The sequence below is a fragment of the Brucella sp. JSBI001 genome, from assembly GCF_026014005.1.
Classification (GTDB): Bacteria; Pseudomonadota; Alphaproteobacteria; order Rhizobiales; family Rhizobiaceae; genus Brucella; species Brucella anthropi.
Window position 1 is genome coordinate 1925443 of sequence record NZ_CP110339.1, and the last position, 25316, is coordinate 1950758.

The window sequence follows — 25316 nt, forward strand, 5'->3', positions numbered from 1 at the left end:
CGTCTCCTATATATGTGAAGGGTTGGACGGGTTGCCGGGCTTGCGCTGTGCTGCACGCATCTGCGTCCGCAACCGGTCCGGGCCGCAGGAATTGTCGCCCGCATTGCCGCCAAACGTTACCGCTTCTTCTTCCCAGATGCGGTCGAGTGCGGCGAGATCGTTCGGGTCGTCTTCCTCTTGCCGAAGCAATTCTCCGACGAGGTTCTTGTCCGGCTTGGCATTGGCGACATGCAGCAGCGCCGCAAAGGCGTTGGCATAGGGCGACTGGCGCTTGCGCAGACGCTCGCCGATGGCCGCCGTGATATGGCCTGTCTGGGTGAGGAGATCGTGGATTTCCTCTGGCGAGCGTGTCGACAGGAATTCGAGGAACAGCGGCAGATAGTCCGGCAGTTCCTTGGCATCGACGACAAAGCCGTTGTCGTCATACATCTTCATGAGATCGACCATAGCCTGGCCGCGGTCGCGGCTTTCACCATGCACATGCTCGAAAAGATGCAGCGACAGCGAGCGCGTGCGGTCAAAAAGATGCACGTAACGTTCCTGCGCCTCGTAGAGATCGCAGTCGCAGACATAATCGACAAGGCTGTCGAGTAGCCTGTGGATGCCGGGGGAAAGCTTTTCCCCGGCCAGTGCTTTTTTCAGTTCCTCGCCGCCGAGTTGCAGTTCGGCAGTTGGGTAGGAAAGCAGCAGCGAGATGATTTTCAGGGTCTTGTTCATTACACCTGCTCCCTGAAAATATCCGTTGGTGTCTGGACGACCTTCTGGCGCTTGGAGCCGAACAGGTCTTCGGTCGACGTTCCACCCGAACAGCCATTGCCGAAGGTGAAGCCGCAGGAGCCGCGCACGTCATAGGCATCCTCGGTGATTTCACGATGCGTGGTCGGGATGACGAAGCGGTCTTCGTAATTGGCAATCGCCATGATGTGGTACATTTCCTCGATCATCGCGCTGCTCATGCCGACGCGGTCGGCAATCGCCTCATCGATAACACCATCGACGGTCTTGGCGCGCATATAGGCACGCATGGCGAGCATACGTTCCAGCGCCGAGATAACCGGCTCTTCCTTGCCTGCTGTCAGAAGATTGGCAAGGTAGCGGACCGGAATGCGCATGGAACGAACATCCGGCAGCGGACCATCCATGCCAAGCTTGCCAGCAGCGGCAGCCGACTGGAGCGGCGAGAGCGGCGGTACGTACCAGACCATCGGTAGGGTGCGGTATTCAGGATGGAGCGGGAAGGCAATCTTCCAGTCCATCGCCATCTTGTAGACCGGCGAATGCTTGGCGGATTCCAGCCAGGCTTCCGGCACACCATCCTTGCGCGCCTGTTCGATCACGGCAGGATCGTTCGGATCGAGGAAGATGTTGAGCTGTTCCTGATAGAGATCCTGTTCATTGGCCGTGAAAGCGGCCTCTGAAATACGGTCGGCATCATAGAGCATCACACCCAGATAACGGATGCGGCCAACGCAGGTTTCAGAACATACGGTCGGCTGGCCGGCTTCAATGCGCGGATAGCAGAAGATGCACTTTTCGGACTTGCCCGAACTCCAGTTGTAATAAATCTTCTTGTAGGGGCAACCGGAGACGCACATGCGCCAGCCGCGGCACTTTTCCTGATCGATCAGGACAATGCCGTCATCCTCCCGCTTGTAGATCGCACCAGACGGGCAGGCTGCAACGCAGGTCGGATTGAGGCAGTGCTCGCACAGGCGCGGCAGATACATCATGAAGGTGTTTTCGAACTGGCCGTAGATTTCCTTCTCCACGCCTTCGAAATTGTAATCCTTCGAACGCTTGGCAAATTCACCGCCGAGGATTTCTTCCCAGTTCGGACCCCATTCGATCTTTTCCATCCGCTCGCCGGAAATCAGCGAGCGCGGACGGGCGGTCGGCATGGTCTTGCTTTCGCCTGCCGTCTGGAGATGGCCATAATCGAAGTCGAACGGCTCGTAATAATCGTCGATTTCAGGCAGGTCCGGATTGGCGAAAATCTTGGCGAGGATGCGCCACTTGGAGCCCATCTTCGGCTCGATCTTGCCGTTCTTCTTGCGAACCCAGCCGCCGTTCCACTTCTTCTGGTTTTCCCATTCCTTCGGGAAACCGATGCCGGGCTTGGTCTCGACATTGTTGAACCAAGCATATTCCACGCCTTCACGATTGGTCCAGACGTTCTTGCACGTCACGGAGCAGGTGTGGCAGCCGATGCACTTGTCGAGATTGAGCACCATTCCAATTTGCGCACGGATTTTCATTCTGCTGCCTCCTTCGCTGCGGAGCTCTGGTTGCCTTCTTCAAGCGGACCTTCCATCCAGTCCACTTTCTCAAGCTTGCGCACGACCACGAACTCGTCGCGGTTTGAGCCGACGGTTCCATAATAGTTGAAACCATAGGACTGGTGGGCGTAGCCGCCGATCATATGCGTCGGCTTGGTGATGATGCGGGTGACAGAGTTGTGAATGCCGCCGCGCTGGCCGGTGAGCGGCGAGCCGGGCGTATTCACGATCTTCTCTTGTGCGTGATACATGAAGACGGTTCCGTCCTTCATGCGCTGGGAGACGACCGCACGGGCCACAATGGCGCCGTTGGCGTTGTAGACTTCCACCCAGTCATTATCGACGATGCCAGCCTTTGCGGCATCCGGCTCCGAAATCCAGACAACCGGTCCGCCGCGATTGAGCGTCAGCATCAACAAATTGTCCGTATAGGTGGAGTGGATGCCCCATTTCTGGTGCGGCGTGATGAAGTTCAGCACCAGATGCGGCTGGCCGTCCGCCTTTTCACGGATTGCCGGATTGACCGTCTTGGTATCGATCGGCGGGCGATAGACGCAGAAGCCTTCGCCGAAAGCGCGCATCCACAGGTGATCCTGATAGAGCTGCTGACGGCCGGTCAGCGTGCGCCACGGGATCAGCTCGTGCACGTTGGTATAGCCTGCATTGTAGCAGACGGTTTCGGATTCAATGCCCGACCAGGTTGGTGAGGAGATGATCTTGCGCGGCTGCGCAACAATATCGCGATAGCGGATCTTCTCGTCTTCCTTGGGAATGGCCAGATGCGAATGGTCGCGACCTGTGAACTTCGACAGCGCTTCCCATGCCTTGACCGCCACCTCACCGTTGGTTTCCGGCGCGAGCGACAGAATGACCTCGGTTGCGTCGACGTCGGTATAGATGCGCGGACGTCCTTCGCTTGCGCCCGGCTCCTGAACCTTGCCGTTCAGATTGCCGAGCAGCTCGACCTCGTGTTCGGTATTCCACGAAATGCCCTTGCCGCCATTGCCCAGCTTGTCGAGAAGCGGCCCAACGGACGTATAGCGCTTGTAGAGGTTTGGATAATCGCGCTCCACAACCACGACCGATGGCATGGTCTTGCCGGGGATCGGCTCGACTTCGCCCTTCTTCCAGTCAAGAACATCCTTCGGCTGCGCCAGTTCGCCCGCCGTGTCATGCAGGGTCGGCACAAGAACGATGTCCTTCTCGACACCCAGCACTTCCGGCGCCACTTCCGAGAACTTCTTCGCGATACCCTTGAAGATTTCCCAGTCGCTGCGTGCTTCCCAAGCCGGGTCGGCTGCGCTCGACAGCGGATGGATGAAGGGGTGCATGTCGGAAGTATTGAGGTCGTTCTTCTCGTACCAGGTGGCAGTCGGCAGAACGATATCGGAATAGACGCAAGTTGTGGACATGCGGAAATCGAGCGTCACCAGCAGGTCGAGCTTTCCTTCCGGAGCATTCTCATGCCACACCGCCTCGCGGCTTTCCTGTGCGCCTTCCTGACCCAGATCCTTGCCAAGCAGGCCGTTCGACGTGCCGAGCAGGTGCTTCAGGAAATACTCATGCCCCTTGCCCGACGAACCGAGCAGGTTCGAACGCCAGACGAACATGTTGCGCGGCCAGTTGGCCTCGTGGTCGGGGTCCTCGCAGGACATGGTGACGGTGCCGTTCTTCAAAGCATTCGCGATGAAGTCTTTCGGCTCCTTGCCTGATGCAGCTGCCTCTTTGGCAAGCTCCAGCGGGTTGGTCTGGAGTTGCGGCGCGGAAGGCAGCCAGCCCATGCGCTCGGCGCGGATGTTGTAGTCTATCATCGTGCCGTCCCACGCGCCCTCAGGCGCGGTGGGCGAAAGGATGTCCTGCACCTTCACGGTCTCGTAGCGCCACTGATCGGTATGCGCATAGAAGAACGAGGTGGAGTTCATGTGACGCGGCGGACGGTTCCAGTCGAGCGCGAAGGCAAGCGCTGTCCAGCCGGTCTGCGGGCGCAGCTTTTCCTGCCCCACATAGTGGCTCCAGCCGCCGCCGGACTGGCCGATACAGCCACACATCACCAGCATGTTGATGATGCCGCGATAGTTCATGTCCATGTGGTACCAGTGGTTGAGACCGGCACCGAGGATGACCATGGAACGACCATTGGTCTTTTCGGCATTGGTTGCAAATTCGCGGGCGACAGCAATGATCTGGTCGCGCGGGACACCCGTAATCTTCTCTGCCCAGGCCGGGGTATATGGCAGGCCCTCGTCATAGGACTTGGCGGAATTCTCGTCGCCAAGCCCGCGATCAAGACCGTAATTGGCGGCAAACAGGTCGAACACCGTCGCGACCATGACGTCGCCACCCTTGATCTTCAGCTTGCGGGCCGGAACCTTGCGCACCAGCACGCTGTCATGGTCCGTGCCTTCAAAATAATCGTGCTCGCGGTTGCCGAAATATGGGAAAGCCACATCGGCGACGGCATCATGGCTGTCCTTGTCGATGAAGCTCTTGGCAAGTTCCACATCCTTGCCCTTGCCGTCCTTTTCTTCGAGGTTCCACTGGCCATCGTCACCCCAGCGGAAGCCGATGGAGCCCTGCGGCGCAACATAGGCGCCCGACTTCGTGTCGAAGGCGACCGTCTTCCAGTCTGGATTATTGCCTTCGCCGAGATCGCCCTTGAAGTCGGAAGCGCGCAGGAAGCGGTCCGGCACATAACGTCCGTCCTTCTTCGAGAGCATGACCAGCATCGGGAAGTCGGAATATTTACGGCAGTAATTCTCGAAATAGGGAACCTGCCGGTCAAGGTGATATTCGCGCAGGATCACATGGCCAAGCGCCATGGCAAGCGCGGCATCGGTGCCCTGCTTGGGATGCAGCCACAGATCGGAAAACTTCGCTGCTTCCGAATAGTCGGGCGAGACCACGACCGACTTGGTGCCCTTGTAACGCACTTCCGTATAGAAATGCGCATCCGGCGTGCGGGTCTGCGGTACGTTGGAACCCCAGAGCATCAGGAAACCGGCATTGTACCAGTCTGCCGATTCCGGCACGTCGGTCTGTTCGCCCCATGTCATCGGCGAAGCGGGCGGCAGATCGCAATACCAGTCATAGAACGACATGCAGACGCCGCCGAGCAGCGACAGGTAACGCGAGCCCGCCGCATAGGACACCATCGACATGGCCGGGATCGGCGAGAAGCCGATCACGCGGTCCGGTCCATAGGTCTTGGCCGTATAGGCATTGGCGGCGGCGATGATCTCGTTGACTTCTTCCCACGTTGCGCGAACGAAGCCGCCGAGACCGCGCACCTTCATATAGTCGGCACGCTTGGCGGGGTCCTGCTGGATCGCGGCCCAGGCCGCGACAGGCGTTTTCAGCGTGCGTTCCTTGCGCCACAGCTTCAGGAGACGGGAGCGGATCAGCGGATATTTCACCCGGTTGGCAGAATAGACATACCAGCTATAGCTTGCCCCGCGCGAACAGCCGCGCGGCTCATGGTTCGGCAGGTCGGCCCGGGTGCGCGGATAATCCGTCTGCTGGGTTTCCCAGGTGATGATGCCGCCCTTGACGTAGACTTTCCACGAGCAGGAGCCGGTGCAGTTCACGCCATGGGTGGAGCGGACAATCTTGTCGTGCTGCCAGCGCTTGCGATAGGCGTCTTCCCAGTCACGGTTCTCATTGGTCGTGACGCCATGGCCTTCCGAGAAGGTGCCGACATTCTTGCGCGCAAGAAAGTTCAGGCGATCGAGGAGTAGACTCATGATTATATCCTCACTTTATTTCTTCAGGCAGCAGCAGCGGCTGGTTTGCTGCGGTGCTCCACGTCGTAGAGCAGACCGCCTTTTCGGGTGTAGACGCCCCAGGTGATGACGAGGCAGGTCACGTAGAAGATCAGGAAGGCCCAGAGCGCGGCTTCCGGTCCGCCGGTCATGCTGATCGAGGTGCCGTAACCCTTCGGGATGAAGAAGGCGCCGAAGGCAGCAATGGCCGAGGTGAAGCCGGTGATGGCCGCAGATTCCTTGTCTGCTTCGTGACGGCGTTCTTCCGGGGTGGCATTGGGCATAAGCCTGTCCATCTCTTTCGACATGATCGCCGGGATCATTTGGAAGGTGGAGGCATTGCCGATGCCCGTTGCGAAGAACAGCAGGATGAAGGAAGCAAAGAAGCCCCAGAACGCATTCGGCTGATCCTTGATGCCGACGAAGTACAGTACGCCCGCCACGCCGATCATCATCAGTACGAATGCCCAGATGGTGACGCGTCCGCCGCCATATTTATCGGCAAGCCAGCCCGAACCCGACCGCGACAGCGCGCCGACAAGAGGTCCGAGGAAGGCGAACTGAAGTGCATTAACCTCAGGGAACAGGATATTGGTCAGAAGCGGGAAGCCAGCCGAATAACCGATGAACGAGCCGAACGTGCCGGTATAGAGCCAGCACATGATCCAGTTGTGCTTGCGGCGGAAAATGACGGCCTGATCGGCAAACGAAGCCTTGGCCGACGCGATATCGTTCATGCCGAACCAGTTGGCGAAAGCCGTGATGATGATGAACGGCACGAAGAAGAAGCCGGCATTCTGCAGCCAGAGCGGCGTGCTGCCCGCTTCGGTCGCAACCATTGACGGATCGCCGCCAAGCTTGCCGAAGATACCGGCAGTGATGACCAGCGGAACCACGAACTGCACGACGCTGACGCCGAGATTGCCGAGGCCTGCATTGAGCGCTGCCGCATTGCCCTTCTCTTTCTTCGGGAAGAAGAACGAAATGTTGGACATCGACGAGGCGAAGTTACCGCCGCCGAAGCCGCAGCAGAGCGCCAGCAGCAGGAAGATGAAGTAAGGCGTATTCGGGTTCTGCACAGCATAGCCGATACCGATGGCCGGAATGACCAGCGACCAGGTGGTCAGTGTGGTCCACAGGCGACCGCCGAAGATCGGCACCATGAAGGAATAGAAGATGCGGAAGGTCGCGCCCGAAATGCCGGGGAGCGCCGCCAGCCAGAACAGCTGATCGGTCGTGAACTGGTAACCCACCAGCGGCAGCTTTGCCACCACCACGGACCAGACCTGCCAGATGGCGAAGGACAGAAGCAGTGCCGGGATCGAAAGCCACAGGTTGCGCTTGGCGATCCTCCTTCCCTTCTCTTCCCAGAAGGTCGGATCGTCCGGACGCCAGTCGGTCAGGACGGAATCGCCCTTTGCCGGCTTGACATCGGCTTTCTTCAAGCCCTGCAATTCAGCAAAGGCCGGAAGCTCTTCCGTCGTCTTGCCCTCGGCTGCTCGCTCCATCTGGCGGATCGAGACATGCATCCACGCAAAGGAAACCGCGACGATGACAAAGAGCAGCATGAAGCAGCTCGTCCAGAGGCCGGTCTGGTCCAGAAGTACACCGAACAGGATCGGCAGGATGAAGCCGCCGAGACCGCCGATCATACCCACCAGACCGCCGACGGAGCCGACATTGCCCGGATAGTAGACCGGAATGTGCTTGAAGACGGCTGCCTTGCCCAAGGCCATGAAGAAGCCGAGGATGAAGACGGTGATGGTGAAGCCGATCACGCCCATTTCGGCATGGAAGGCCAGTGGGCCATTATCGCTCTGGATGACATAATCCGTCGGCGGATAGGACAGTATGAATGTCGCGACCAGCGAGACGGCGAAGGTCCAGTACATGACCCGGCGCGCGCCATAGACATCCGAAAGATGTCCGCCATAGGCGCGGAAAAGACTTGCCGGGACAGAAAAGAACGCGGCGATGATGCCTGCGAGGCGAATATCGACGCCATAGACATGGATCAGATATTGCGGCAGCCACAGCGCGAGAGCCACGAAAGCGCCGAAGACGAAGAAATAGTAAAGCGAGAAACGCCAGACCTGAATATTCTTCAGCGGCTCCAGCTCCATCAAGGTGCTGGCGGGTTTTTCGCCCTTGCGCCGACGCTCGACCAGAACCGGATCGTCGCTCGTGGTGAAATAGAAAATCAACGCCATGACGACCATCGCGGCCGCCCAGACTTCGGCGACCGTATGCCAGCCGAATGCAACCATGACCATCGGCGCGAAGAACTTCGTCACCGCCGCTCCAACATTGCCCGCGCCGAAAATGCCAAGCGCAACGCCCTGCTTTTCCGGCGGATACCAGCGCGAGACATAGGCAACGCCAACCGAGAACGACCCGCCCGCCACGCCAACGCCAAGCGCTGCAATCAGCATTTGCGGATAGGTGGTGGCGTAGGTCAGAAGATAGGTGGCAACCGCCGAGACCAGCATTGTGAGCGTGAAGATGGCCCGACCGCCATAGCGATCCGCCCAGATGCCCAGAATGACGCGGATCAGCGATCCCGTAAGGATCGGCGTACCGACGAGCAAGCCGAACTGGGTTTCGCTTAAGCCCAGCTCGGATCGAATTTCAATGCCGATGATTGCAAAGATGGTCCAGACCGCAAAACACACTGTGAAAGCGGTCGTACTCATCGCTAGCGCCGTGGTCTGCGCCCTGGGATTTTCCCCTGCGACATGTTGCATAGGCGTACTCCGAATTGAATACCATTGGAGATTTCGTATGCACTTATGCGTCGACTTTCAGATGAATACATTGATTAAGATCAATATCTTTAGACTATTCAAGTTGAATTTTAGATATTCGTGGCTTAACGACCAAAATAGACCTAGTTAGTTCAAAGTATTGATTTATGCGCATTGCGCAATTGATATTTATCAAGCATAATAGACTGATAAAAACTTGACCCCAAAAGTGAGGTTTAATGCGAGAAGAAGACATCGACGCGCTGAAGAATTTGCCGCTCTTCATGGATATGGCAGATGCCACTTTCGAGCGGATCATGCGCCCGAGCTTCGTGCAGTCGTTTCCGCCACGCACGACCCTTATCAAGGAAGACGAGCCTGCGGACTTCCTGTTCGCAATCCTGGACGGCCTCGTGTTGATGTCCGCGAAATCGGACGACGGCGAAACCGCGCTGGAAATATTGCGCGCCGCCGATATTTTCATTCTCGCAGCCGTGCTCAATGACGATGTGTGCCTGCAAACTGCACAGACCCTCACGCCAACCCGTGTGCTGATGGTGCCTTCAAGTCTGGTTCGGGACTTGATGAGCGAGGACGTCGGTTTCATGCGCGCCGTCGTCTTTGAAACGGCACGCGCCTATCGTCGTCTGGTCAAAGAGCTGAAGGCGCAGAAGCTTAGAAGCAGTGTGCAGCGCCTCGCCAACTGGATCGTCAAGGAATCGCTCTTTAACAACGGCGCAGATGTCGTAATGATCCCTTATGAAAAACGGACACTTGCCGCCTATCTCGGCATGACACCGGAAAACCTGTCGCGCAGTTTTGCAACGCTCGGGTCCCACGGTGTCAGTGTGCAGGCCTCTGCAATCAAGATCACGAACAAGAACAAGCTGCTGCAGTTTGCGGCACCTTCCCATCTGATCGACAGGGAAGAACCGGCGCGCACGGCCGGCAGGGTTTGAGACCGGCTTTCATCTTCCTGTCAAACAGAACGACTATCCGGTGACTTTCCTGATCGAACGGATATCCGCCATGAAAGCACCTTTTGTTGCACTGTTTCTTGCCCTTGCCACCAGCGCTGCGGCACAGGAAATGCAGAAGCCGGAACTCATCGGCGCTATCATGCTACCGACCGGCCTGAAAATCGGCGGCATTGAATTCGGCGGAATTTCCGGCCTCGACTACGACCCACGTGAAAATATCTATTACGCCATATCCGACGATCGTTCGGAAAACGCACCTGCGCGCTTTTACAAGCTCAAGCTCGCCATCGACGGTTCCGGCGTGCAAAGCCTTGATGTTCTGGAAACAGTCAAGCTTCTGGATAAGGCCGGCAAATCATTTGCGCTGAAGGATGTGGACCCTGAAAGCATCCGTTTCAACGTGGCGACCGGCACGATCTACTGGTCAAGCGAAGGCGATAAGAACGGCAGGCCTTTTATCGGCGAAGCAAAGACCGATGGCAGTTTCATTCGCGAATTTGCTTTGCCGGAAGCCTACATTCCCGACGAAGGCAAGACACGCGGCGTCCGCAACAATCTGTCTTTTGAAAGCCTGACCATCACACCGGACGGCAAGACGCTTCTGGCGGGGACGGAAAACGCCCTGACACAGGATGGAGACAAGGCGACACTCGACCATGGCAGCCGTTCACGCATCATCGCCTTTGACCTCGCCTCAGGCAATGTGACGGCAGAATATGCCTATGACACCGACCCGATCTTCACCAAGGCGACGCTGCCGCCCTTCTGGAACGATAACGGTCTGTCGGAATTCGTTTCCGATGGAAACGATCTCCTCACTGTCGAACGCTCCTTCGCCATGGGTGTGGGCAATCGTATTACGCTCTACCGCGCATCTTTCGACGGTGCCAGCAATGTAAAGGATGTGCCCTCACTGGCCAATCAGTCTGTGACATCGCTCAGCAAGAAACTTTTCCTCCAGCTGAACGAAGGTGATTTCGGCCTCGACATCGACAATATAGAGGCCATCACCTTCGGGCCGATGATTGACGGCAAGAGAACGCTGATCCTTGCCTCGGATAACAATTTCAACCACGGTCAGGTTTCACAGTTCATTGCTTTGAAGCTGCCCTGACCGACCCGGGCATTTCCAGCAAAAGTGCTAAGCGGTTTTGCGTAGGATAATGCGACGAAACAAATATTCAGAGCTCAGGTCCAGAAATAGCGCACGATATGGAAGAAGACCGGAGCCGAAAAGACGAGACTGTCGGCCCGGTCGAGCATCCCGCCATGTCCTTCGATCATATGGCCCCAGTCCTTCACGCCGCGATCGCGCTTGATAGCGGAAGCAACAAGCCCGCCGAAGAAGCCCATGATGCATGATGTGGCCGCAAGGGCACCCGCCTGCACAGGCGAAAACGGTGTGAGCCATGCAAGACCGGCCCCCAGAAGAGAGGCGCTCGCGACACCGCCCACAAAACCTTCCCAGGTTTTGGACGGCGATATGCTGGGCGCGATGCGATGTTTTCCAAACAGCTTTCCGAAAATATACTGCAGCACATCGCTGCCCTGCACGGTGGCCACCAGAAACGCGATCAGAAGCAGTTTCTTGCCGTCAAAACCGGGAATATCCAGTGTCATCAGCGCGGGCACATGGCTTATGCAATAGACCGACAGCATGATGCCCCATTGCTGCTCGCTGATACGCTCCAGAAAGCGCGACGTGTCCCCGGAAAGTGCAGTCAGAACCGGCATGGCGAGGAAGCAATAGACCGGGATGAAGATGGAATAGAGCCCGTACCAGTCGATCCAGATCAGATAATATTGCACCGGAATGACCAGCAGGAACATGCCGAGCAGCACGCGGTGGTCGGCGCGTCGCGTCTGCGTCAGCGTCGCATATTCGCGCAAGGCCGCGAATGATATCAGCGCGAACAGCACGATCACGCCACCCTTTCCGAACAGGAAAGCGATGCACATGGCCCCGACCATGATCCACCATGCCTTGATGCGGGCATTGAGATTGACCAGCGTGGATGAAAGCGGCTTCGGCGCGCGCCATGCAAGAACACCGGCAACGGCGCTTGCCGTTATCAGAACGCCCATTAGGCCAAGGAATAATCGGGTCGTTTCACTCATGAGTGATTACCATTCTGAGGCTGAATATCGAGAAGGCTCTGACGGGCGCGGGCGAGAAATTCCTTGCGGTCCTCACCCTCGCCAAGCTGCACCGGCGCACCGAAAATGACACGGCAAAGAAGCGGCACCGGCAGCATGGCGCCCTTGGGTAGCACGCGCGACATGTTTTCGATCCAGCATGGCACCAGCTCGACATCGGGGCGTGCCAGCGCCAGATTATAGATGCCGGAACGAAAGCGCAGCAGCGCTTCATCGGTCATGTTGCGTGTGCCTTCGGGAAAGATGATGAGCGAATGACCATCGGCCAGCGCTTTCAGCATCACTTCCATCGGGTCTTGCGTGCGTTCCACCCAGTTGCGCTCGACAAGCACGGTGCGCAACAGAACTTCTGCCATGAACTGGCGCACGCGGTTGCCCCGCCAGTAATCAGCACCGGCGACAGCACGGGTGCGTGCGCGCTCTTCCTGATCGAGACAGGAGGAAAGCAGGATGAAATCGCCGTGGCTTGTATGGTTGGCAAAATAGATGCGCTGATTGCGCGACGGACCGGTGCCGCTCCAGATTGGCCGCACGCCGGTAATCCCGCGTGACAGGATTGCCAGAAACGAACCGAACGTCGATTGCACCTGATGGCGGATCAGTTCCCGCATGTTACAGCCCCTGACCCAATGGCACCGTGGCCAGCAGAATGAAAAGTACGATACCCAGCCCCATGAAGAACCGCAGACGCCCCATGATGCGTCGCGAGCCTTCTATCCTTTTCGCGAGTGGACGGACCGTGCCGTCATTGGAGCGCAACCCCATGCGCTCAAGAATGCTGTCTACCTCACCCAAGCCCGTTTCACCGGAACCGGCGATCAGCTTGAAAAGCGCGGCATCGAACAGGAGATGCGCAGCGATACCCAGCACGATCAACGCGCTTACCAACAAAAGCGGCCAGATCAGCCAGAAGGCCAGATCATGCACCGGGCGCATGAAGGGCGCGACCGCAAGCAAAGCCACGGCGACAACAATGCCGAGAAAGGCATTGCGGCGCAGAACAATTGCTATGGACGCTGCCGGAAAATTCATGTCAGCTCCTCCGCCAAATGCAGATGCACCGGCCAGCCCCTGGCACGGATCAGCGCTTCGGCTTCTCGCGCATTGGCGACACGCCCGGTAGAGACGAGCCATGCGACCGCAACTGTTGCGCTGCGCTGAAAACCAAGCGCGCAACAGACAAGAACCGGGCCGTGATGGCGTGCGGCTTCAACGGCATCGGAGGCCAGTTGCACCTTTTCCGATGACGGCGCGACCAGATCGAGCGTGCCAAAGTTTTTCCATTCCGTGGCATGCAGCGGTGGCACCATTTCAGCGGCAAGATCAATGACGGCAGCAAAGGATGAGGGTTCTGCGGCTCTTGGAAAATGCCCGAGAAACACTCCGTCGGCCAACTCGACATGCGGCGGCAGCTTGCGTGTCCAGAACCGCACATTCAGCCGAGCAAAAAACCGGTAAGGCCAAAGCAGCCAACGGCTTGCGAGACTGACCGATCCATCTGTCTGCTTCTGGAAAATGCCAGCACCTGCACCGAAATAGCCAAGCGCTACAATGGCCAGTGCCGTTGCAGGCCAGAGCCAGAAAACTGCATAGCCGGTGACGGTCAGGCCATGGATGGCGAGCACCAGAAACAGGATTGCGCCTGCCAGATAGTAAAACCCGATCCTTCTGGCTTTGAGGTCTGATGTGAACCGAAACTCTGCCAGCGGCGAAGGACCGCTGCGCGGAAAAAGCCACAAGGCAAACAGGCCAAGCAAAGCACCTGCCGGAATATCGACCGCGTGATGCTGATAGGTGGTCAGCACCGACAGACCGATCAGCAGACACCAGACATGCCAGACCATGCGTATGGTATCGCCCATCACGCGGCGCATCTGATCCCAGATGATGATCAAGAGCGCGATATGCAGCGAGGGCGCCTGATTAAAGGGTTTGTCGAAGCCGCCAAGCACATCGAACATAAAACCCGGAAGACCTGCCGTTGCCGGTTTTACAAAAGTTGCGGTCAACGGAAAAGCGACGAAGCAGAGAACAGCGATGATCTGTGCCGTCAGATAGCGTTTTGCCAGCCGGTCGACCTGTTCGGGGCTGTCATTGACGAACAGCGCAATCGCATAAAACAGATTGACCGACCAATAGGGAACGATGCTCCACGCGATAAACGGAACTTGGCTTTCCCATCCGAAAGCAAGGTTAGGCACATGACCTTGCTGCGATGCGAGCCAGTTGGCCGTACCGTAGGTCAGGTAGAAAAAGGGCGCTAGAAACAGAAGCCAAAGGATCGCGCGACGGATCACAGGCCGCCGCGAAGATCCGTCAAGTTGCGTCAAATGCACTGTCACGCTTGGCCGTCTCCCACGCGCTCCGCAATCGAGACGGTGAAAATGCCCCACTGATCGACGCGCTGTTCGAGCTTGCGATAACCGGCCTTCTCGACAAGCTGATCCATTTCGCCCTGCGTGCGACGGCGCATCACCCATGCCTCGCCGCCGCGATGTGACGTGAGCGCACGCGCGATCATTTCAAGCTGCGGATGCCATGGCTGGTTGGTGTAGATCAGCAATGAGCCGGGTTTCTGCACGCGGGCAAGGCCCGAAAGTGACCGGTTGATCAGCGCATTATCGGGGAAAAGTTCGTAAAGACCGGACACGATGGCGAGGTCCGGCTGCGGCGTGACCGCTGCAAGGCTTTCCTCGTTGAAGGCATCACCCTCTTCCATATGGGCAATCGCCTCCAGCCCGCGATCCCGGATGAGCTTGTTGCCCGCCAGCACATTGATCGGCGAATAATCGCGCAGGTGAATGCTGTCCGGCATGGCGTCCGCACGCACCACCGCATCAATGACATAGCGGCCATGGCCGCAGGCAATGTCGAGAATATTGGTCGAGCGGCCCTCGCTTTTGAGCCGTCTGATCGCCGCACCGATTAGTTCTTCCAGATGCACCTTGCGCTGGCGAATGCCGCGCCAGCCGATCGCTTCCAGAAACTGCTTGTCGATGAGCTTGCCACCCGGCCCCAGGCCGCGTGCTTCATTCTCATAGACATAATCGAGCGTGGAACCGGAATCGAACCCCGTGCGCTTGCCGACTTTCAACCCTTCCGAAAACAACGCACCGAAGGCTATCGAAGCGCGTGTCGACGCCCAGTAAAGCCCCTGCGCGGTCAGAAGCGGCAGCGGGCTCGACAACCGGTCGGCCTCGTCGCGCGTGTGGCCTGCAATATGCGCATCCGTCAGATCGGCGCGCTGCGGCTTTTCGGCAAAACGGCCCTCAATGAAATCGTGGATGAGTTCGATTGCGGGTTTGCGATCCCGTTCGCCGAGCGTGTCGTGATAGAACCCTTTCAGAACATGCCGCTCCTTGATGCGGCTGCCGAGATTTTCAAAGAAGCGATGTTGCGGCGCAGGACGCACGACAAAATCGCTGCCGGAAATGAGCAGTTGCGTCGGAACGGTGATCGCCCGCGCATCGTCCACCACGCGCTTCGCCGTCTCATAGAGTTGCAGCAGGATGTGCGAGGCGATGGGGCGCGTAATCAGCGGATCGGTACGATAGGATTCGATGCGTTCCGGATCATGGGTCAGGAATTGCGGCTTGACGTATGAATTGACGTAGAAAGTGCCTTTCAGCTTCTGCCACAGGCCGATGCCTTCCTTGGCGAGTGGCACATAGAGCTTGATGTCGAAAGCGGGCGAAGCCAGCACCAGCGCCCGAATATTCGGCGCATAGTCATGCACCCAGGCCGCAGCCAGAACCGCGCCGACACTCTGCGCGATGATTGCCACATCCTTGATGGCGGTGCCAGTTTCCTGACGGATATGGGCGACAAAACTGTCGAGGTCACGGATCGACGCGCCGAAGGACGGCGAGAAGCCGCGCACGCCCGGCGACTGGCCGTGGCCGCGTGCATCCCAGGCGTAGAAGGCGTAGTCATCCAGCCCCAGCTCATCAACGAGGTGTGCGACGCGTCCGCTGTGCTCATGGCCACGATGCAGGAGGACAATCACGCCTTTCGGCCTGCCGGAAATTGCCGGCCAGAAACGGTAGAACAGCGACGTGCCGTCATGGGTGACGAACTGGCTTTCCTGCGCCGCGCGATGCCGATTTGTAGCGTGCTCGTTCATGCCATCCCCTCTCCACCTGTTTCCTCATGGGACAATTGCCCGCAATTTCTATTGAGTGAAACAAAATGTTTGAATAAACGAGCTGGAGCGAACCGCAAATAGCTGTTCAATACTTATTCTTCGTTTCCCAAGAGATTCTTGATGTCGGTTTATCAACTCAAGTCGCGTTTCCAGAATTTACTGAGACCTCTTGTCGTGCGACTTGCTGCAGGCGGTGTAACGGCCAATCAGGTTACAGTCGCTGCCGCGCTCGTCTCGATCATACTTGGCGCTTTTCTGGCGTTGAGCGGTAACGCGGCATGGTTTGCACTCGTCCCGATCTGGCTTTTCCTGCGCATGGCGCTGAACGCTGTCGACGGAATGCTGGCGCGCGAACACGGACAGAAATCGACACTGGGTGCCTATCTCAACGAGATTGGAGACGTTGTTTCCGATGCCGCCCTTTATGCGCCCTTCGCGATCATCGCGCCGTTCACCAGCCCATGGCTATTCGCGATTATCTTTCTGGCCACCCTTACGGAATTTGCAGGCGTTGCCGGTGCGTCCGTGGGTGCGAGCCGCCGCTATGACGGCCCGATGGGCAAAAGTGACCGCGCTGTGGTCTTTGGCGTGCTCGGCGCATGGATTTCCATTGATGGCATTCTGCCACAATGGATTTTCTGGCTGCAGCCGCTCCTATGCCTGCTTCTGGTCGCGACCACGGTCAAGCGCATCACAAACGGCATAAACGAAGCAAAGAGCGGGTAAAACGGCTTTCCGGTACTGGTATTGACGCAATTGGGGCCTATGTTGGTCCATTCAATTCCAGCTCAATCGGAGGCCATGCCAATGAAGAAAGCTAAGACTGCTTTTCTGTTTGCGGGCATATTCGCATTTTCATCCGCGCTCAGCCCGGCGCTGGCTGCCAGCAATGGCAGTTCGAAACAAAGGGCGAAGGAAGTCACCGCTGTCGTCAACGCCATCGCGCAGAAAATGCCCGACCAGCCGATCAATACGGTGATGTATATCCGCTCCAATAATTTCGAGGTTCTCGCAGGCGACTGCACCGTGCGAGCGCATATCATCTCGTCGGGTCACAAGGCGAAAAGCACTTCTCCCGACAAGATCAAGGTCCGGCTCAACAAGCGGCGGTGCGCGCGCTAGAGCATTTCCAGCAAAAGCGCGAAGCGGTTTTGCCTAGGATAGTGCGGCAAACCAATTCGTTAGAACAGCCCTGCTATAACAGGACCGTTCTAACTCCCATTAAGCTGTGACTTTGCAACGGTCTTGACGACCCAGTCGGCAAAGACGCGGAGACGGTTGCTGAGGTGCCTGTTGGGCGGATAGACCAGATAGATCGGCATCGGCTCGATTTCCCATTCCTGCAGGACAGGGCGCAACGTGCCGTTTTCTATGTCATCCTTCACCATGAACAAGGGTGCCTGCACCACACCGAGCCCTGCGCGCGCGGCTGCGAGATAGGTGGTCGATTCGTTCGCTGCCACCACATAGCGTCCGTTGACCTCGATTTCCTCCGTCCCTTTTTTGAAACGGAACGGCATCTGCTGGCCGGTCGATGGCCGGAAATAACCGACCACCGTGCAGTTCCTGCCGAGATCGGACGGGTGCAGCGGCGTGGAACAACGGTCGAGATATTCGGCGGAAGCGCAGGCGATGAAATGCATGTCGCCGATGCGCCGCGCAATCAGCGACTGGTCGGCCAGCTCGCCAATGCGGATGGCGCAATCGACGTTCTCCGCCACATAATCGACAGGCCGGTCCGATACGCCAAGATCGATCTGGATATCGGGATAACGCTGATGAAACTCGATCAGCGCCGGAATGATGATGAGATTGGCGACCGCGCTCGCCATTTCCACGCGCAGGCGACCTTTGGGCAAGGTCTGGGCGCTCGACAGGCTGCCGTCAAGTTCCGCAAGATCGGCCAGCAATCGTGCAGCGCGCTCATAGTAAAGTGCGCCATCCGGTGTTACGAGAACACGGCGGGTCGTACGATTGAGGAGTTTGGTACGAAGATGGGCTTCCAATCCCTGGATAAGATTGCTGATCGTTGCCTTGGGCATATTGAGCGAGGCGGAGGCGCGCGTGAAGTTCCCGGTTTCAACAACCCGGAGAAAAGCGCGCATGGCCGAGAGCTGGTCCATTATCAAAAAGCCGTCATTGTTCGAAATTCTGGACAGTGTAACCAATTATAGGGGACTATTCCAGCCTATAGACAATGCTAATATCTAACCATGGCGGTTTGCCGCTATACATGAAGGCCAAGAAAGATGTGCGAGAAGTTTACGGTTGAGACAATGCAGGCGGGTAACACCAACTGCACGGCGCGCATTTATAAGGGCGCCAAGTTGCTCTCTCCGCCGCCTGTGGTGTTGCACCTTCACGGCGGTGCTTTCTCGGTCAACTGCCTTGGTGACTGCGAGCGTGTTGCCGAAACACTTGCCGAGGCAGGTGCGGTGGTCGTGTCGCCAGAATATTCGTCGGCCTGCCTCAACCCGTTCCCGGCGGCGCTTGAGATAGCCTACTCCATTTTGTCTTCGATGCGCACGCGTTGCCCTGAATTAGCGCACAAGAAGTCGATGCTGTTCGTCGCCGGTGAAGAGGCGGGCGGCAATATTGCTGCCGGCGTAGCCCTCATGGCGCGCGATCAATATCTGACCGAACTCAAGGGTCAGATACTGCTTTCGCCCATGCTCGACCCCTGCCTCGCCACGGCGTCTTTCCGCAAGTATTGCCCGGAAAGCGCCGTCCAGACGATGTCGGATGGCTGGCAGCATTATCTGGGCGAGTGTGCGGGTTTCACCCACCCCTACGCCGCGCCTGCCCTGTGTACGCGTCTTGCTGGTCTGGCACCCACCTTGCTTGTCACCAGCGCCCAGTGCCCGATGCGCGATGAAACGCAGGCCTATGCCGAGCGTCTCCGTCAGGCGGGCGTGAAGGTACAATCGCATGTCCTGCCCGGGAAAGCCGGCTGGATAGCCGAAAACAAGGTGGCGGGCACCGACTGGTCGCCACAAGAACATAAACTTATCGACCTGTTTTCCGATTTCTTCCGGCAGGCAGGAGCAAAGTCAATCGCAGCATAACATCAGTTTTAAAGTCCTCCCAAGCTTTGATCTGGTGCTCACATTGAAGCCGGCCCCCACCGGTTAGGAGATACAACAATGACATCGATCACAGCCCGCCGGGCCCTATGGGGCGCCGGCCTGAGTATCCTATTGTCTGCAGCCGGCGGCGGCGCCATTCTCTTCGGCGTGCCTCACCTCAGGGCCGATGCTGCGACCGATATTTCCGCTCCACCGCCTGCCGTGCCGGTTTCGGTCGCCAAGGCAGAATCGCGACGCATTGTAAGCTGGGAAGAGTTTTCCGGCCGTCTGGAAGCGATTGACCGGGTAGAAATTCGCCCGCGCGTCGGCGGCGCCATACTGAAAGCTCATTTCCGCGAAGGCGCTCTGGTGAAACAGGGCGACCTGCTCGTCACCATCGATCCCGAGCCCTATGCAGCAGCTGTTGAAAAAGCAAAAGCGCAGGTTTCAGCCGAAGAAGCCCGCGTCGCACTGGCTAAGACCGAACTGGAACGTGGTCGCCAGCTCGTGACCACCCGCACCATCGCCCAGAGCGGTCTCGACCAGCGCTCCAGCGCCTATGACGAAACGCAGGCAACCCTGCGCTCCGCCAAGGCTGCACTGCGTTCAGCCGAGCTCGATCTCCAATATACGGAAGTGCGCGCACCGATTTCCGGTCGCGTCGGGCGGCTGGAAGTCACGGCGGGCAATCTCGTTGCGGCAAGTTCCGCCTCACCAGTCCTGACCACGCTTGTTTCGGTCGATCCGATTTACGCAAGCTTCAGCGCGAATGAGGAAGTCGTCACCAAGGCACTTGCCAAGCTTGCAGCCTCACCTGGTGGAAGCGCCATCGAGCGCATTCCTGTCCAGATCGGCACTGCTTCCGATGAAGGCACTCCGATTTCCGGCCATATCCAGCTCATCAACAATGAAGTCGATGCCACGACCGGTACAATTCGGGTTCGTGCGGCAATCGACAATCCGGATGGAAGGCTCATTCCGGGACAGTTTGTCCGCATTCGCTTCGGCGAGCCGGAACCCGATGAAAAACTGGTGGTCAGCGACCGGGCGATTTCTTCCGATCAAGACAAAAAGTTCGTCTTCGTGGTCGGCACGGATAACAAGGTTGAATACCGACAGGTGGTTCTCGGTCGCAATTATGACGGCCTGCGCATTATCGAAAGTGGGCTGAAGCCCGGCGAGAGTATCGTCGTGAACGGCCTGCAGCGCATTCGTCCGGGCGTGGTCGTCGCACCGCAACCGGTAACCGAAACACTTGCCCAGAACTAGAGCGGTTCCAGTTTGAACGGAATCGTGGAACCGCTCTATCTCTTTGCTTGTACGCATTTACCTCACGCAAAACCGCTTCGCACTTTTGCTGGAAATGCTCATTGAAACAGTGCGCGCCTGAAGCGCGCATAAACGCAAACACTCAGCCTAAACAACCCGCGAGAACACTTGTTCCCGCGGGCCAGGAGAGTCTTTGCCTTCCCGCTTAAGGGGGATAAACAGATGAACTTTTCACGCTTTTTCGTCGACCGCCCGGTCTTCGCTGGCGTTCTGTCGGTCCTGATCTTTGTTGCCGGTCTGATCGGCATGACAGGTCTGCCGATTTCGGAATATCCGGAAGTCGTGCCGCCACAAATCGTAGTTCGCGCGCAATATCCGGGCGCCAACCCAGCCGTTATTTCCGAAACCGTCGCCACGCCGCTTGAAGAACAGATCAACGGCGTCGAAGGCATGCTTTATATGCAGAGCCAGGCGACCGCCGACGGCGTCATGACGCTGACCGTCACATTTGCGCTCGGCACCGATCCCGATCAGGCCCAGCAGCTGGTGCAGAACCGTATTTCGCAGGCCGAACCGCGCCTGCCGGAAGAAGTGCGCACCCTTGGCGTCACAACTGCCAAAAGCTCGCCCGACCTGACGCTGGTGGTTCACCTCATCTCGCCCGATGGCCGGTATGACGTGAACTATCTGCGCAACTATGCCGTTTTGAACGTCAAGGATCGTATCGCCCGTATTCCGGGCGTCGGTCAGGTGCAGATATTCGGCGGCGGTGATTATTCGATGCGCGTCTGGATTGACCCGCAGAAGGCAGCCGAACGCGGACTTTCTGCAAGCGATATCGCCACTGCCATCCGCCAGCAGAACGTTCAGGCTGCTGCCGGTGTCATCGGCGCATCGCCGTCCGTTTCGGGCCTCGACCTTCAGCTATCCGTCAATGCGCAAGGCCGTCTCCAGTCACCGGAAGAGTTCGCGAACATCGTCGTAAAATCGGGCAGCGAAGGTGAAATCACCCGGCTGGGCGATGTTGCGCGTGTCGAAATGGGCGCAGCCGATTATTCCCTGCGCTCGCTCCTCGACAACAAGTCAGCGGTTGGCATGGGTGTGTTTCAGGCACCCGGCTCCAATGCGCTTGAAATTTCCGAAAACGTCCATGCCGCCATGGCCGACCTGAAGAAAACTATGCCGGAAGGCGTGGATTTCGACATCGTCTATGACACGACGGCGTTTGTGAAAGCCTCCATTGAGTCGGTCATTCACACCCTGCTCGAAGCTATCGTGCTGGTGGTGATCGTCGTCATCCTGTTTTTGCAGACATGGCGCGCCTCCATCATTCCACTGGTTGCCGTTCCTGTCTCCATCGTGGGCACGTTCGCGATCATGTATGTGTTCGGCTTCTCCATCAATGCGCTCAGCCTCTTCGGCCTTGTGCTTGCCATCGGCATCGTGGTCGATGACGCCATCGTGGTAGTGGAAAATGTCGAGCGTAACATCGAGCAGGGACTGTCACCGGTCGAGGCAACCTATCGCGCCATGCAGGAAGTGTCCGGGCCCATCATCGCCATCGCGCTGGTGCTGGTCGCGGTCTTCGTGCCGCTTGCCTTCATCACCGGCCTGACCGGTCAGTTCTACCGTCAGTTTGCTCTCACTATCGCAATCTCAACAGTGATTTCCGCCTTCAACTCGCTGACGCTTTCGCCTGCTCTGGCAGCCCTGCTGCTGCGCGGTCACGACGCGCCCAAGGATCGTCTGACCCGGATCATGGACAAGCTGTTCGGCTGGTTCTTCCGTGGCTTCAACCGCTTCTTCGGGGCAAGTTCGGAAGCCTATGGGCGCGGCGTTGGCAGCATTCTCTCGCGCAAGTCGCTGGTGATGGGCCTTTATATCGTGCTGCTCGGCGTCACCTTCGTGCTGTTCCGTGCAGTGCCCGGCGGTTTCGTTCCGGCGCAGGACAAGCAATATCTGATCGGCTTCGCGCAATTGCCGGATGCGGCAACGCTCGATCGTTCGGAAGACGTGATCCGCCGCATGAGCGACATCGCGCTCAAGCATCCGGGCGTGGCCAATGCCATCGCCTTCCCCGGTCTGTCGATCAATGGCTTTACCAACTCGTCGAACTCCGGCATCGTCTTCGTGACGCTGAAGCCGTTCGAGGAACGTAAATCGCCGGAGCTTTCGGCCAATGCAATTACGGGAGAACTGAACCAGCAGTTCGGCGCCATTCAGGATGCCTTCATCGCCATGTTCCCGCCGCCACCCGTTCAGGGTCTCGGCACAACAGGCGGTTTCAAGCTCCAGCTTGAGGATCGCAACGGGCTTGGTTTCCGTGCGCTGGACGATGCAACCAAAGCGTTTCTCGCCAAGGCCTATCAGACACCCGAACTGGCTGGTCTCTATTCGAGCTACCAGATCAATGTGCCGCAGCTTTATGCCGATCTTGATCGTACAAAAGCACGTCAGCTAGGCGTGGCGGTGACCGATGTGTTCGAAACCCTTCAGATTTATCTGGGTTCGCTCTATGTCAACGACTTTAATGCCTTTGGACGTACCTATAGCGTGCGCATTCAGGCCGATGCGAATTACCGGAGCCACGCCGAGGACATAGGCAAGCTGAAGGTTCGTTCGCAGTCGGGCGAGATGATCCCGCTGTCGGCTCTTCTGAAGGTGGAGCAGACGGTGGGTGCGGAACGCGCCATCCGTTATAACGGCTTCCTTTCTGCCGATATCAACGGTAACCCAGCTCCCGGATTCTCGTCCGGCCAGGCACAGGCTGCCATCGAACGGATCGCAGAAGAAACCTTGCCTCCGGGCATCGCTTACGAGTGGACAGACTTGACCTACCAGCAAATTCTCGCCGGCAACTCAGGCTTCCTCGTCTTCCCGCTGGCGCTGCTGTTGGTCTATCTGGTTCTGGCCGCCCAATATGAAAGCCTTGCCCTCCCGCTATCGATCATCATGATCGTGCCGATGGGGATCATGGCCGCACTCACCGGCGTCTGGTTGACGGGAGGCGACAACAACGTCTTCACCCAGATCGGCTTGATAGTCCTTGTGGGGCTATCGGCGAAGAACGCGATCCTGATCGTGGAATTCGCCCGCGAGTTGGAGCTGTCCGGACGAACCGTCGTACAGGCGGCGGTCGAGGCAAGCCGGTTGCGTCTGCGCCCGATCCTGATGACCTCGATGGCCTTCATCATGGGCGTGGTGCCTCTGGTGACGTCGACCGGTGCCGGTGCGGAAATGCGCTCGGCCATGGGCATCGCGGTCTTTGCAGGCATGATCGGCGTGACGGCCTTCGGCATCTTCATGACACCGGTGTTCTATGTGCTGATCCGGAAGCTCTCCGGTGAACGCCCGTTAAAGCATGCAGGTGCCAAGATCGAAGCCCCGCATCTGGCGCCGGGGGAATAATCCCGGCATCACCTCAAAACCTGACCAGAAGGGCCGGAGCAATCCGGCCCTTTTCATGCAATTAACGGATATATTTTCTTCGCGTCGCGATATCGCCCGAATCTGTTTTTTAAGAGAAGGCTCGTTCGATGCATGAAGGAGAAGATTGTTGCAAAAGTCCGGCTTGCTTGCCCTCACCCTTGTTGTCACTGCGCTAACAGCATGTTCCGAAACGACGCCCGGCCCGTCGGCAAGTGCCTCTCCCGCAAAACCGCCCGTCGACCCCACACCGATCACCGGCAACTGGTGTAGCTCCGATGGCCAGCGGTTCTCCATTTCCGGCGAGCGTTTCGACAGCCGCGACAGCCAGTGCTCCGTAACACGGATAAACAATTACGAAGGCACGTTTACCGTCGCCATGTCCTGTACCGCCAACGGTCAGCAGTCGAACGAAAACATCACTATTTCCCCTGTCGGCCAATCGCTGCATATCTCGTTCCTGTCTATGGGCGGCAAGCGTGCTGTGGTGAGCCGCTGCGCCTCCTGACCGCCCCTAAATCACATTGAAGCCGACAATGATTTGGCGCGATTTTCGCGCCAAACGCGTTTTTACGAATAGCGTATTGCATTTTCCTGACGGAAATTATGGCGAACGACCGCCGAAGTTGTGACCAAAATATGGCAAATAGTTTTTGGTAACGATGTGATGCGACAGGGCAATCCCTCTCTGCTAAACTCCCCGTTGCAATGCCACACCCAAACTGAAGGGAGACAGACATGAAAGTCGTATTCGTGACTACAGCTGTCCTCGCTCTGTCGGTTACAGCTGCGATGGCAGACTGCACTTATCATAATGCTCAATCTTCCACGAAGATTGAGAAACCTCAGACAACTGCAAGCATTCAGACAACAGCACCGGAACAGAAATAACTGCCGGAATGTTTGAAGCTGAACTGCCATATTTTCATTTGTGACGATCATTGTCATAGGCAACCATCGTCACAAATTTTTTGAACTGGAACTTCACGTTGAATGAAGCGTTGAAGCCATTTCGCACCACTCCATTACCAAATTGTCCTTTTGTAATTCACCAAACCAAAAGATGAAAATCTCAGGTTCCCGGGAGGAAAACTGGCCTTCTCAAAGAGATTTCTTTTTAAATATTTAACCAATAGAGGGCTAAGTCGGGAAATCACGAGACGTTGTGAAAAATGGCCGGAAATATTATCCGCTTCAGTAGAAGAGCAAAAAAAAGCGCGCCCTCCAGATGAAGGACGCGAAAGAGGTGCAAGCTCGCTCTGATCGAGGAACCCGAACGGCAGGTTCACAAGGCTCGACCAGATGCCAGTCGGCCATTCTTTCCCGGAAAGCATCAATGTCTGCGTGATTGGTTTTTATTCGTAGCTCGAAACACTTCGCTTCGAGAGTAACCTTTATCACCGCTTCTGCGCTATCCGGACTGGTTGGCTGCCTATCGACCCCGACTCCCCGCGGTCGATAAGCAGCCCCCGCCCAATTTTTGCGCCAGCCTCCTAA

The 25316-nt window shown here is 57.5% G+C and carries 18 protein-coding genes; 8 read left to right on the forward strand and 10 right to left on the reverse strand.

Annotated features, from left to right (window positions below; genetic code table 11):
* Positions 1–6: 6 nt before the first annotated feature.
* From narJ to LJ361_RS09135, 4 genes are read right to left on the reverse strand one after another with little or no spacing between them, the layout of a single operon-like run.
* The gene (gene narJ / locus LJ361_RS09120; RefSeq protein ID WP_010660854.1) at positions 7–717 is read right to left on the reverse strand and encodes a nitrate reductase molybdenum cofactor assembly chaperone; all 711 of its coding nucleotides are present in this window, start codon (positions 715–717) and stop codon (positions 7–9) included.
* Complete coding sequence (narH, locus tag LJ361_RS09125; protein WP_264813382.1) at positions 717–2255, reverse strand: nitrate reductase subunit beta; 1539 nt, start codon at positions 2253–2255, stop codon at positions 717–719. Before narH ends, narJ begins: the two co-directional genes overlap by 1 nt.
* Positions 2252–6016, reverse strand: coding sequence for a nitrate reductase subunit alpha (locus LJ361_RS09130; protein WP_151614591.1), 3765 nt, complete (start codon positions 6014–6016; stop codon positions 2252–2254). The genes narH and LJ361_RS09130 overlap by 4 nt, the downstream gene beginning before the upstream one ends.
* A gap of 23 nt (positions 6017–6039) precedes the next feature.
* Entirely contained in the window at positions 6040–8778 is a 2739-nt protein-coding gene (locus LJ361_RS09135) for a nitrate/nitrite transporter (RefSeq protein ID WP_036587126.1), read from the reverse strand.
* A gap of 239 nt (positions 8779–9017) precedes the next feature.
* Here LJ361_RS09135 and LJ361_RS09140 point away from each other — a divergent pair, with 239 nt between their 5' ends.
* Both LJ361_RS09140 and LJ361_RS09145 read left to right on the forward strand, forming a co-directional pair.
* Positions 9018–9737, forward strand: a complete 720-nt coding sequence (locus LJ361_RS09140; protein ID WP_151607024.1) for a cyclic nucleotide-binding domain-containing protein — start codon at positions 9018–9020, stop codon at positions 9735–9737.
* Positions 9738–9807: 70 nt separating this feature from the next.
* Complete coding sequence (locus tag LJ361_RS09145; protein WP_010660849.1) at positions 9808–10872, forward strand: esterase-like activity of phytase family protein; 1065 nt, start codon at positions 9808–9810, stop codon at positions 10870–10872.
* 74 nt (positions 10873–10946) lie between these two features.
* On the opposite strand, the gene LJ361_RS09150 is transcribed toward LJ361_RS09145, so the two are convergent.
* The 5 genes from LJ361_RS09150 to LJ361_RS09170 are packed head-to-tail and all read right to left on the reverse strand — an operon-like array spanning position 10947 to position 16038.
* Positions 10947–11876 (reverse strand): phosphatidate cytidylyltransferase, encoded by a 930-nt coding sequence (locus LJ361_RS09150; protein WP_151607026.1) that lies wholly within the window; start codon positions 11874–11876, stop codon positions 10947–10949.
* Positions 11873–12526 (reverse strand): lysophospholipid acyltransferase family protein, encoded by a 654-nt coding sequence (locus LJ361_RS09155; RefSeq protein WP_011982634.1) that lies wholly within the window; start codon positions 12524–12526, stop codon positions 11873–11875. The genes LJ361_RS09150 and LJ361_RS09155 overlap by 4 nt, the downstream gene beginning before the upstream one ends.
* 1 nt (position 12527) lies before the next feature.
* Positions 12528–12947 carry a hypothetical protein gene (locus tag LJ361_RS09160; RefSeq protein ID WP_151607028.1) on the reverse strand — a complete coding sequence of 140 codons (420 nt, stop codon included), beginning with the start codon at positions 12945–12947 and terminating at the stop codon, positions 12528–12530.
* Positions 12944–14257 (reverse strand): phosphatase PAP2/dual specificity phosphatase family protein, encoded by a 1314-nt coding sequence (locus tag LJ361_RS09165; RefSeq protein WP_151614590.1) that lies wholly within the window; start codon positions 14255–14257, stop codon positions 12944–12946. Before LJ361_RS09165 ends, LJ361_RS09160 begins: the two co-directional genes overlap by 4 nt.
* On the reverse strand, positions 14254–16038 hold the full coding sequence (locus LJ361_RS09170) for a bifunctional alpha/beta hydrolase/class I SAM-dependent methyltransferase (RefSeq protein ID WP_151614589.1): 1785 nt from the start codon (positions 16036–16038) through the stop codon (positions 14254–14256). The genes LJ361_RS09165 and LJ361_RS09170 overlap by 4 nt, the downstream gene beginning before the upstream one ends.
* Before the next feature lie 141 nt (positions 16039–16179).
* Between LJ361_RS09170 and LJ361_RS09175 the strand changes: the two genes are divergently transcribed.
* Positions 16180–16785 carry a CDP-alcohol phosphatidyltransferase family protein gene (locus LJ361_RS09175; protein WP_151614588.1) on the forward strand — a complete coding sequence of 202 codons (606 nt, stop codon included), beginning with the start codon at positions 16180–16182 and terminating at the stop codon, positions 16783–16785.
* 81 nt (positions 16786–16866) lie between these two features.
* Entirely contained in the window at positions 16867–17181 is a 315-nt protein-coding gene (locus tag LJ361_RS09180) for a hypothetical protein (RefSeq protein ID WP_151614587.1), read from the forward strand.
* A gap of 89 nt (positions 17182–17270) precedes the next feature.
* Here the strand turns inward: LJ361_RS09180 and LJ361_RS09185 are convergent, their stop codons facing one another.
* Positions 17271–18182 carry a LysR family transcriptional regulator gene (locus LJ361_RS09185; protein ID WP_010660841.1) on the reverse strand — a complete coding sequence of 304 codons (912 nt, stop codon included), beginning with the start codon at positions 18180–18182 and terminating at the stop codon, positions 17271–17273.
* Between the two features lie 126 nt (positions 18183–18308).
* On the opposite strand from LJ361_RS09185, the gene LJ361_RS09190 reads away from it, so the two are divergent.
* The 4 genes from LJ361_RS09190 to LJ361_RS09205 all read left to right on the forward strand — a co-directional run bounded on the left by LJ361_RS09190 (position 18309) and on the right by LJ361_RS09205 (position 24327).
* Positions 18309–19124, forward strand: coding sequence for an alpha/beta hydrolase (locus LJ361_RS09190; protein ID WP_151614586.1), 816 nt, complete (start codon positions 18309–18311; stop codon positions 19122–19124).
* 78 nt (positions 19125–19202) lie between these two features.
* Positions 19203–20393: an efflux RND transporter periplasmic adaptor subunit gene (locus tag LJ361_RS09195; protein WP_151614585.1), complete on the forward strand. Its 1191-nt coding sequence runs from the start codon at positions 19203–19205 to the stop codon at positions 20391–20393.
* A 222-nt stretch (positions 20394–20615) separates the two neighbouring features.
* Positions 20616–23801: an efflux RND transporter permease subunit gene (locus LJ361_RS09200; RefSeq protein WP_151614584.1), complete on the forward strand. Its 3186-nt coding sequence runs from the start codon at positions 20616–20618 to the stop codon at positions 23799–23801.
* 148 nt (positions 23802–23949) lie between these two features.
* Positions 23950–24327 carry a hypothetical protein gene (locus LJ361_RS09205; RefSeq protein WP_071630378.1) on the forward strand — a complete coding sequence of 126 codons (378 nt, stop codon included), beginning with the start codon at positions 23950–23952 and terminating at the stop codon, positions 24325–24327.
* Positions 24328–25316 lie beyond the last annotated feature (989 nt).

Bases quoted from the DNA above. Each gene is read 5' to 3' on its own strand.
- narJ (WP_010660854.1), bottom strand. From the start codon at position 717: ATGAACAAGACCCTGAAAATCATCTCGCTGCTGCTTTCCTACCCAACT.
- narH (WP_264813382.1), bottom strand. From the start codon at position 2,255: ATGAAAATCCGTGCGCAAATTGGAATGGTGCTCAATCTCGACAAGTGC.
- LJ361_RS09130 (WP_151614591.1), bottom strand. From the start codon at position 6,016: ATGAGTCTACTCCTCGATCGCCTGAACTTTCTTGCGCGCAAGAATGTC.
- LJ361_RS09135 (WP_036587126.1), bottom strand. From the start codon at position 8,778: ATGCAACATGTCGCAGGGGAAAATCCCAGGGCGCAGACCACGGCGCTA.
- LJ361_RS09140 (WP_151607024.1), top strand. From the start codon at position 9,018: ATGCGAGAAGAAGACATCGACGCGCTGAAGAATTTGCCGCTCTTCATG.
- LJ361_RS09145 (WP_010660849.1), top strand. From the start codon at position 9,808: ATGAAAGCACCTTTTGTTGCACTGTTTCTTGCCCTTGCCACCAGCGCT.
- LJ361_RS09150 (WP_151607026.1), bottom strand. From the start codon at position 11,876: ATGAGTGAAACGACCCGATTATTCCTTGGCCTAATGGGCGTTCTGATA.
- LJ361_RS09155 (WP_011982634.1), bottom strand. From the start codon at position 12,526: ATGCGGGAACTGATCCGCCATCAGGTGCAATCGACGTTCGGTTCGTTT.
- LJ361_RS09160 (WP_151607028.1), bottom strand. From the start codon at position 12,947: ATGAATTTTCCGGCAGCGTCCATAGCAATTGTTCTGCGCCGCAATGCC.
- LJ361_RS09170 (WP_151614589.1), bottom strand. From the start codon at position 16,038: ATGAACGAGCACGCTACAAATCGGCATCGCGCGGCGCAGGAAAGCCAG.
- LJ361_RS09175 (WP_151614588.1), top strand. From the start codon at position 16,180: ATGTCGGTTTATCAACTCAAGTCGCGTTTCCAGAATTTACTGAGACCT.
- LJ361_RS09180 (WP_151614587.1), top strand. From the start codon at position 16,867: ATGAAGAAAGCTAAGACTGCTTTTCTGTTTGCGGGCATATTCGCATTT.
- LJ361_RS09185 (WP_010660841.1), bottom strand. From the start codon at position 18,182: ATGGACCAGCTCTCGGCCATGCGCGCTTTTCTCCGGGTTGTTGAAACC.
- LJ361_RS09190 (WP_151614586.1), top strand. From the start codon at position 18,309: ATGTGCGAGAAGTTTACGGTTGAGACAATGCAGGCGGGTAACACCAAC.
- LJ361_RS09195 (WP_151614585.1), top strand. From the start codon at position 19,203: ATGACATCGATCACAGCCCGCCGGGCCCTATGGGGCGCCGGCCTGAGT.
- LJ361_RS09200 (WP_151614584.1), top strand. From the start codon at position 20,616: ATGAACTTTTCACGCTTTTTCGTCGACCGCCCGGTCTTCGCTGGCGTT.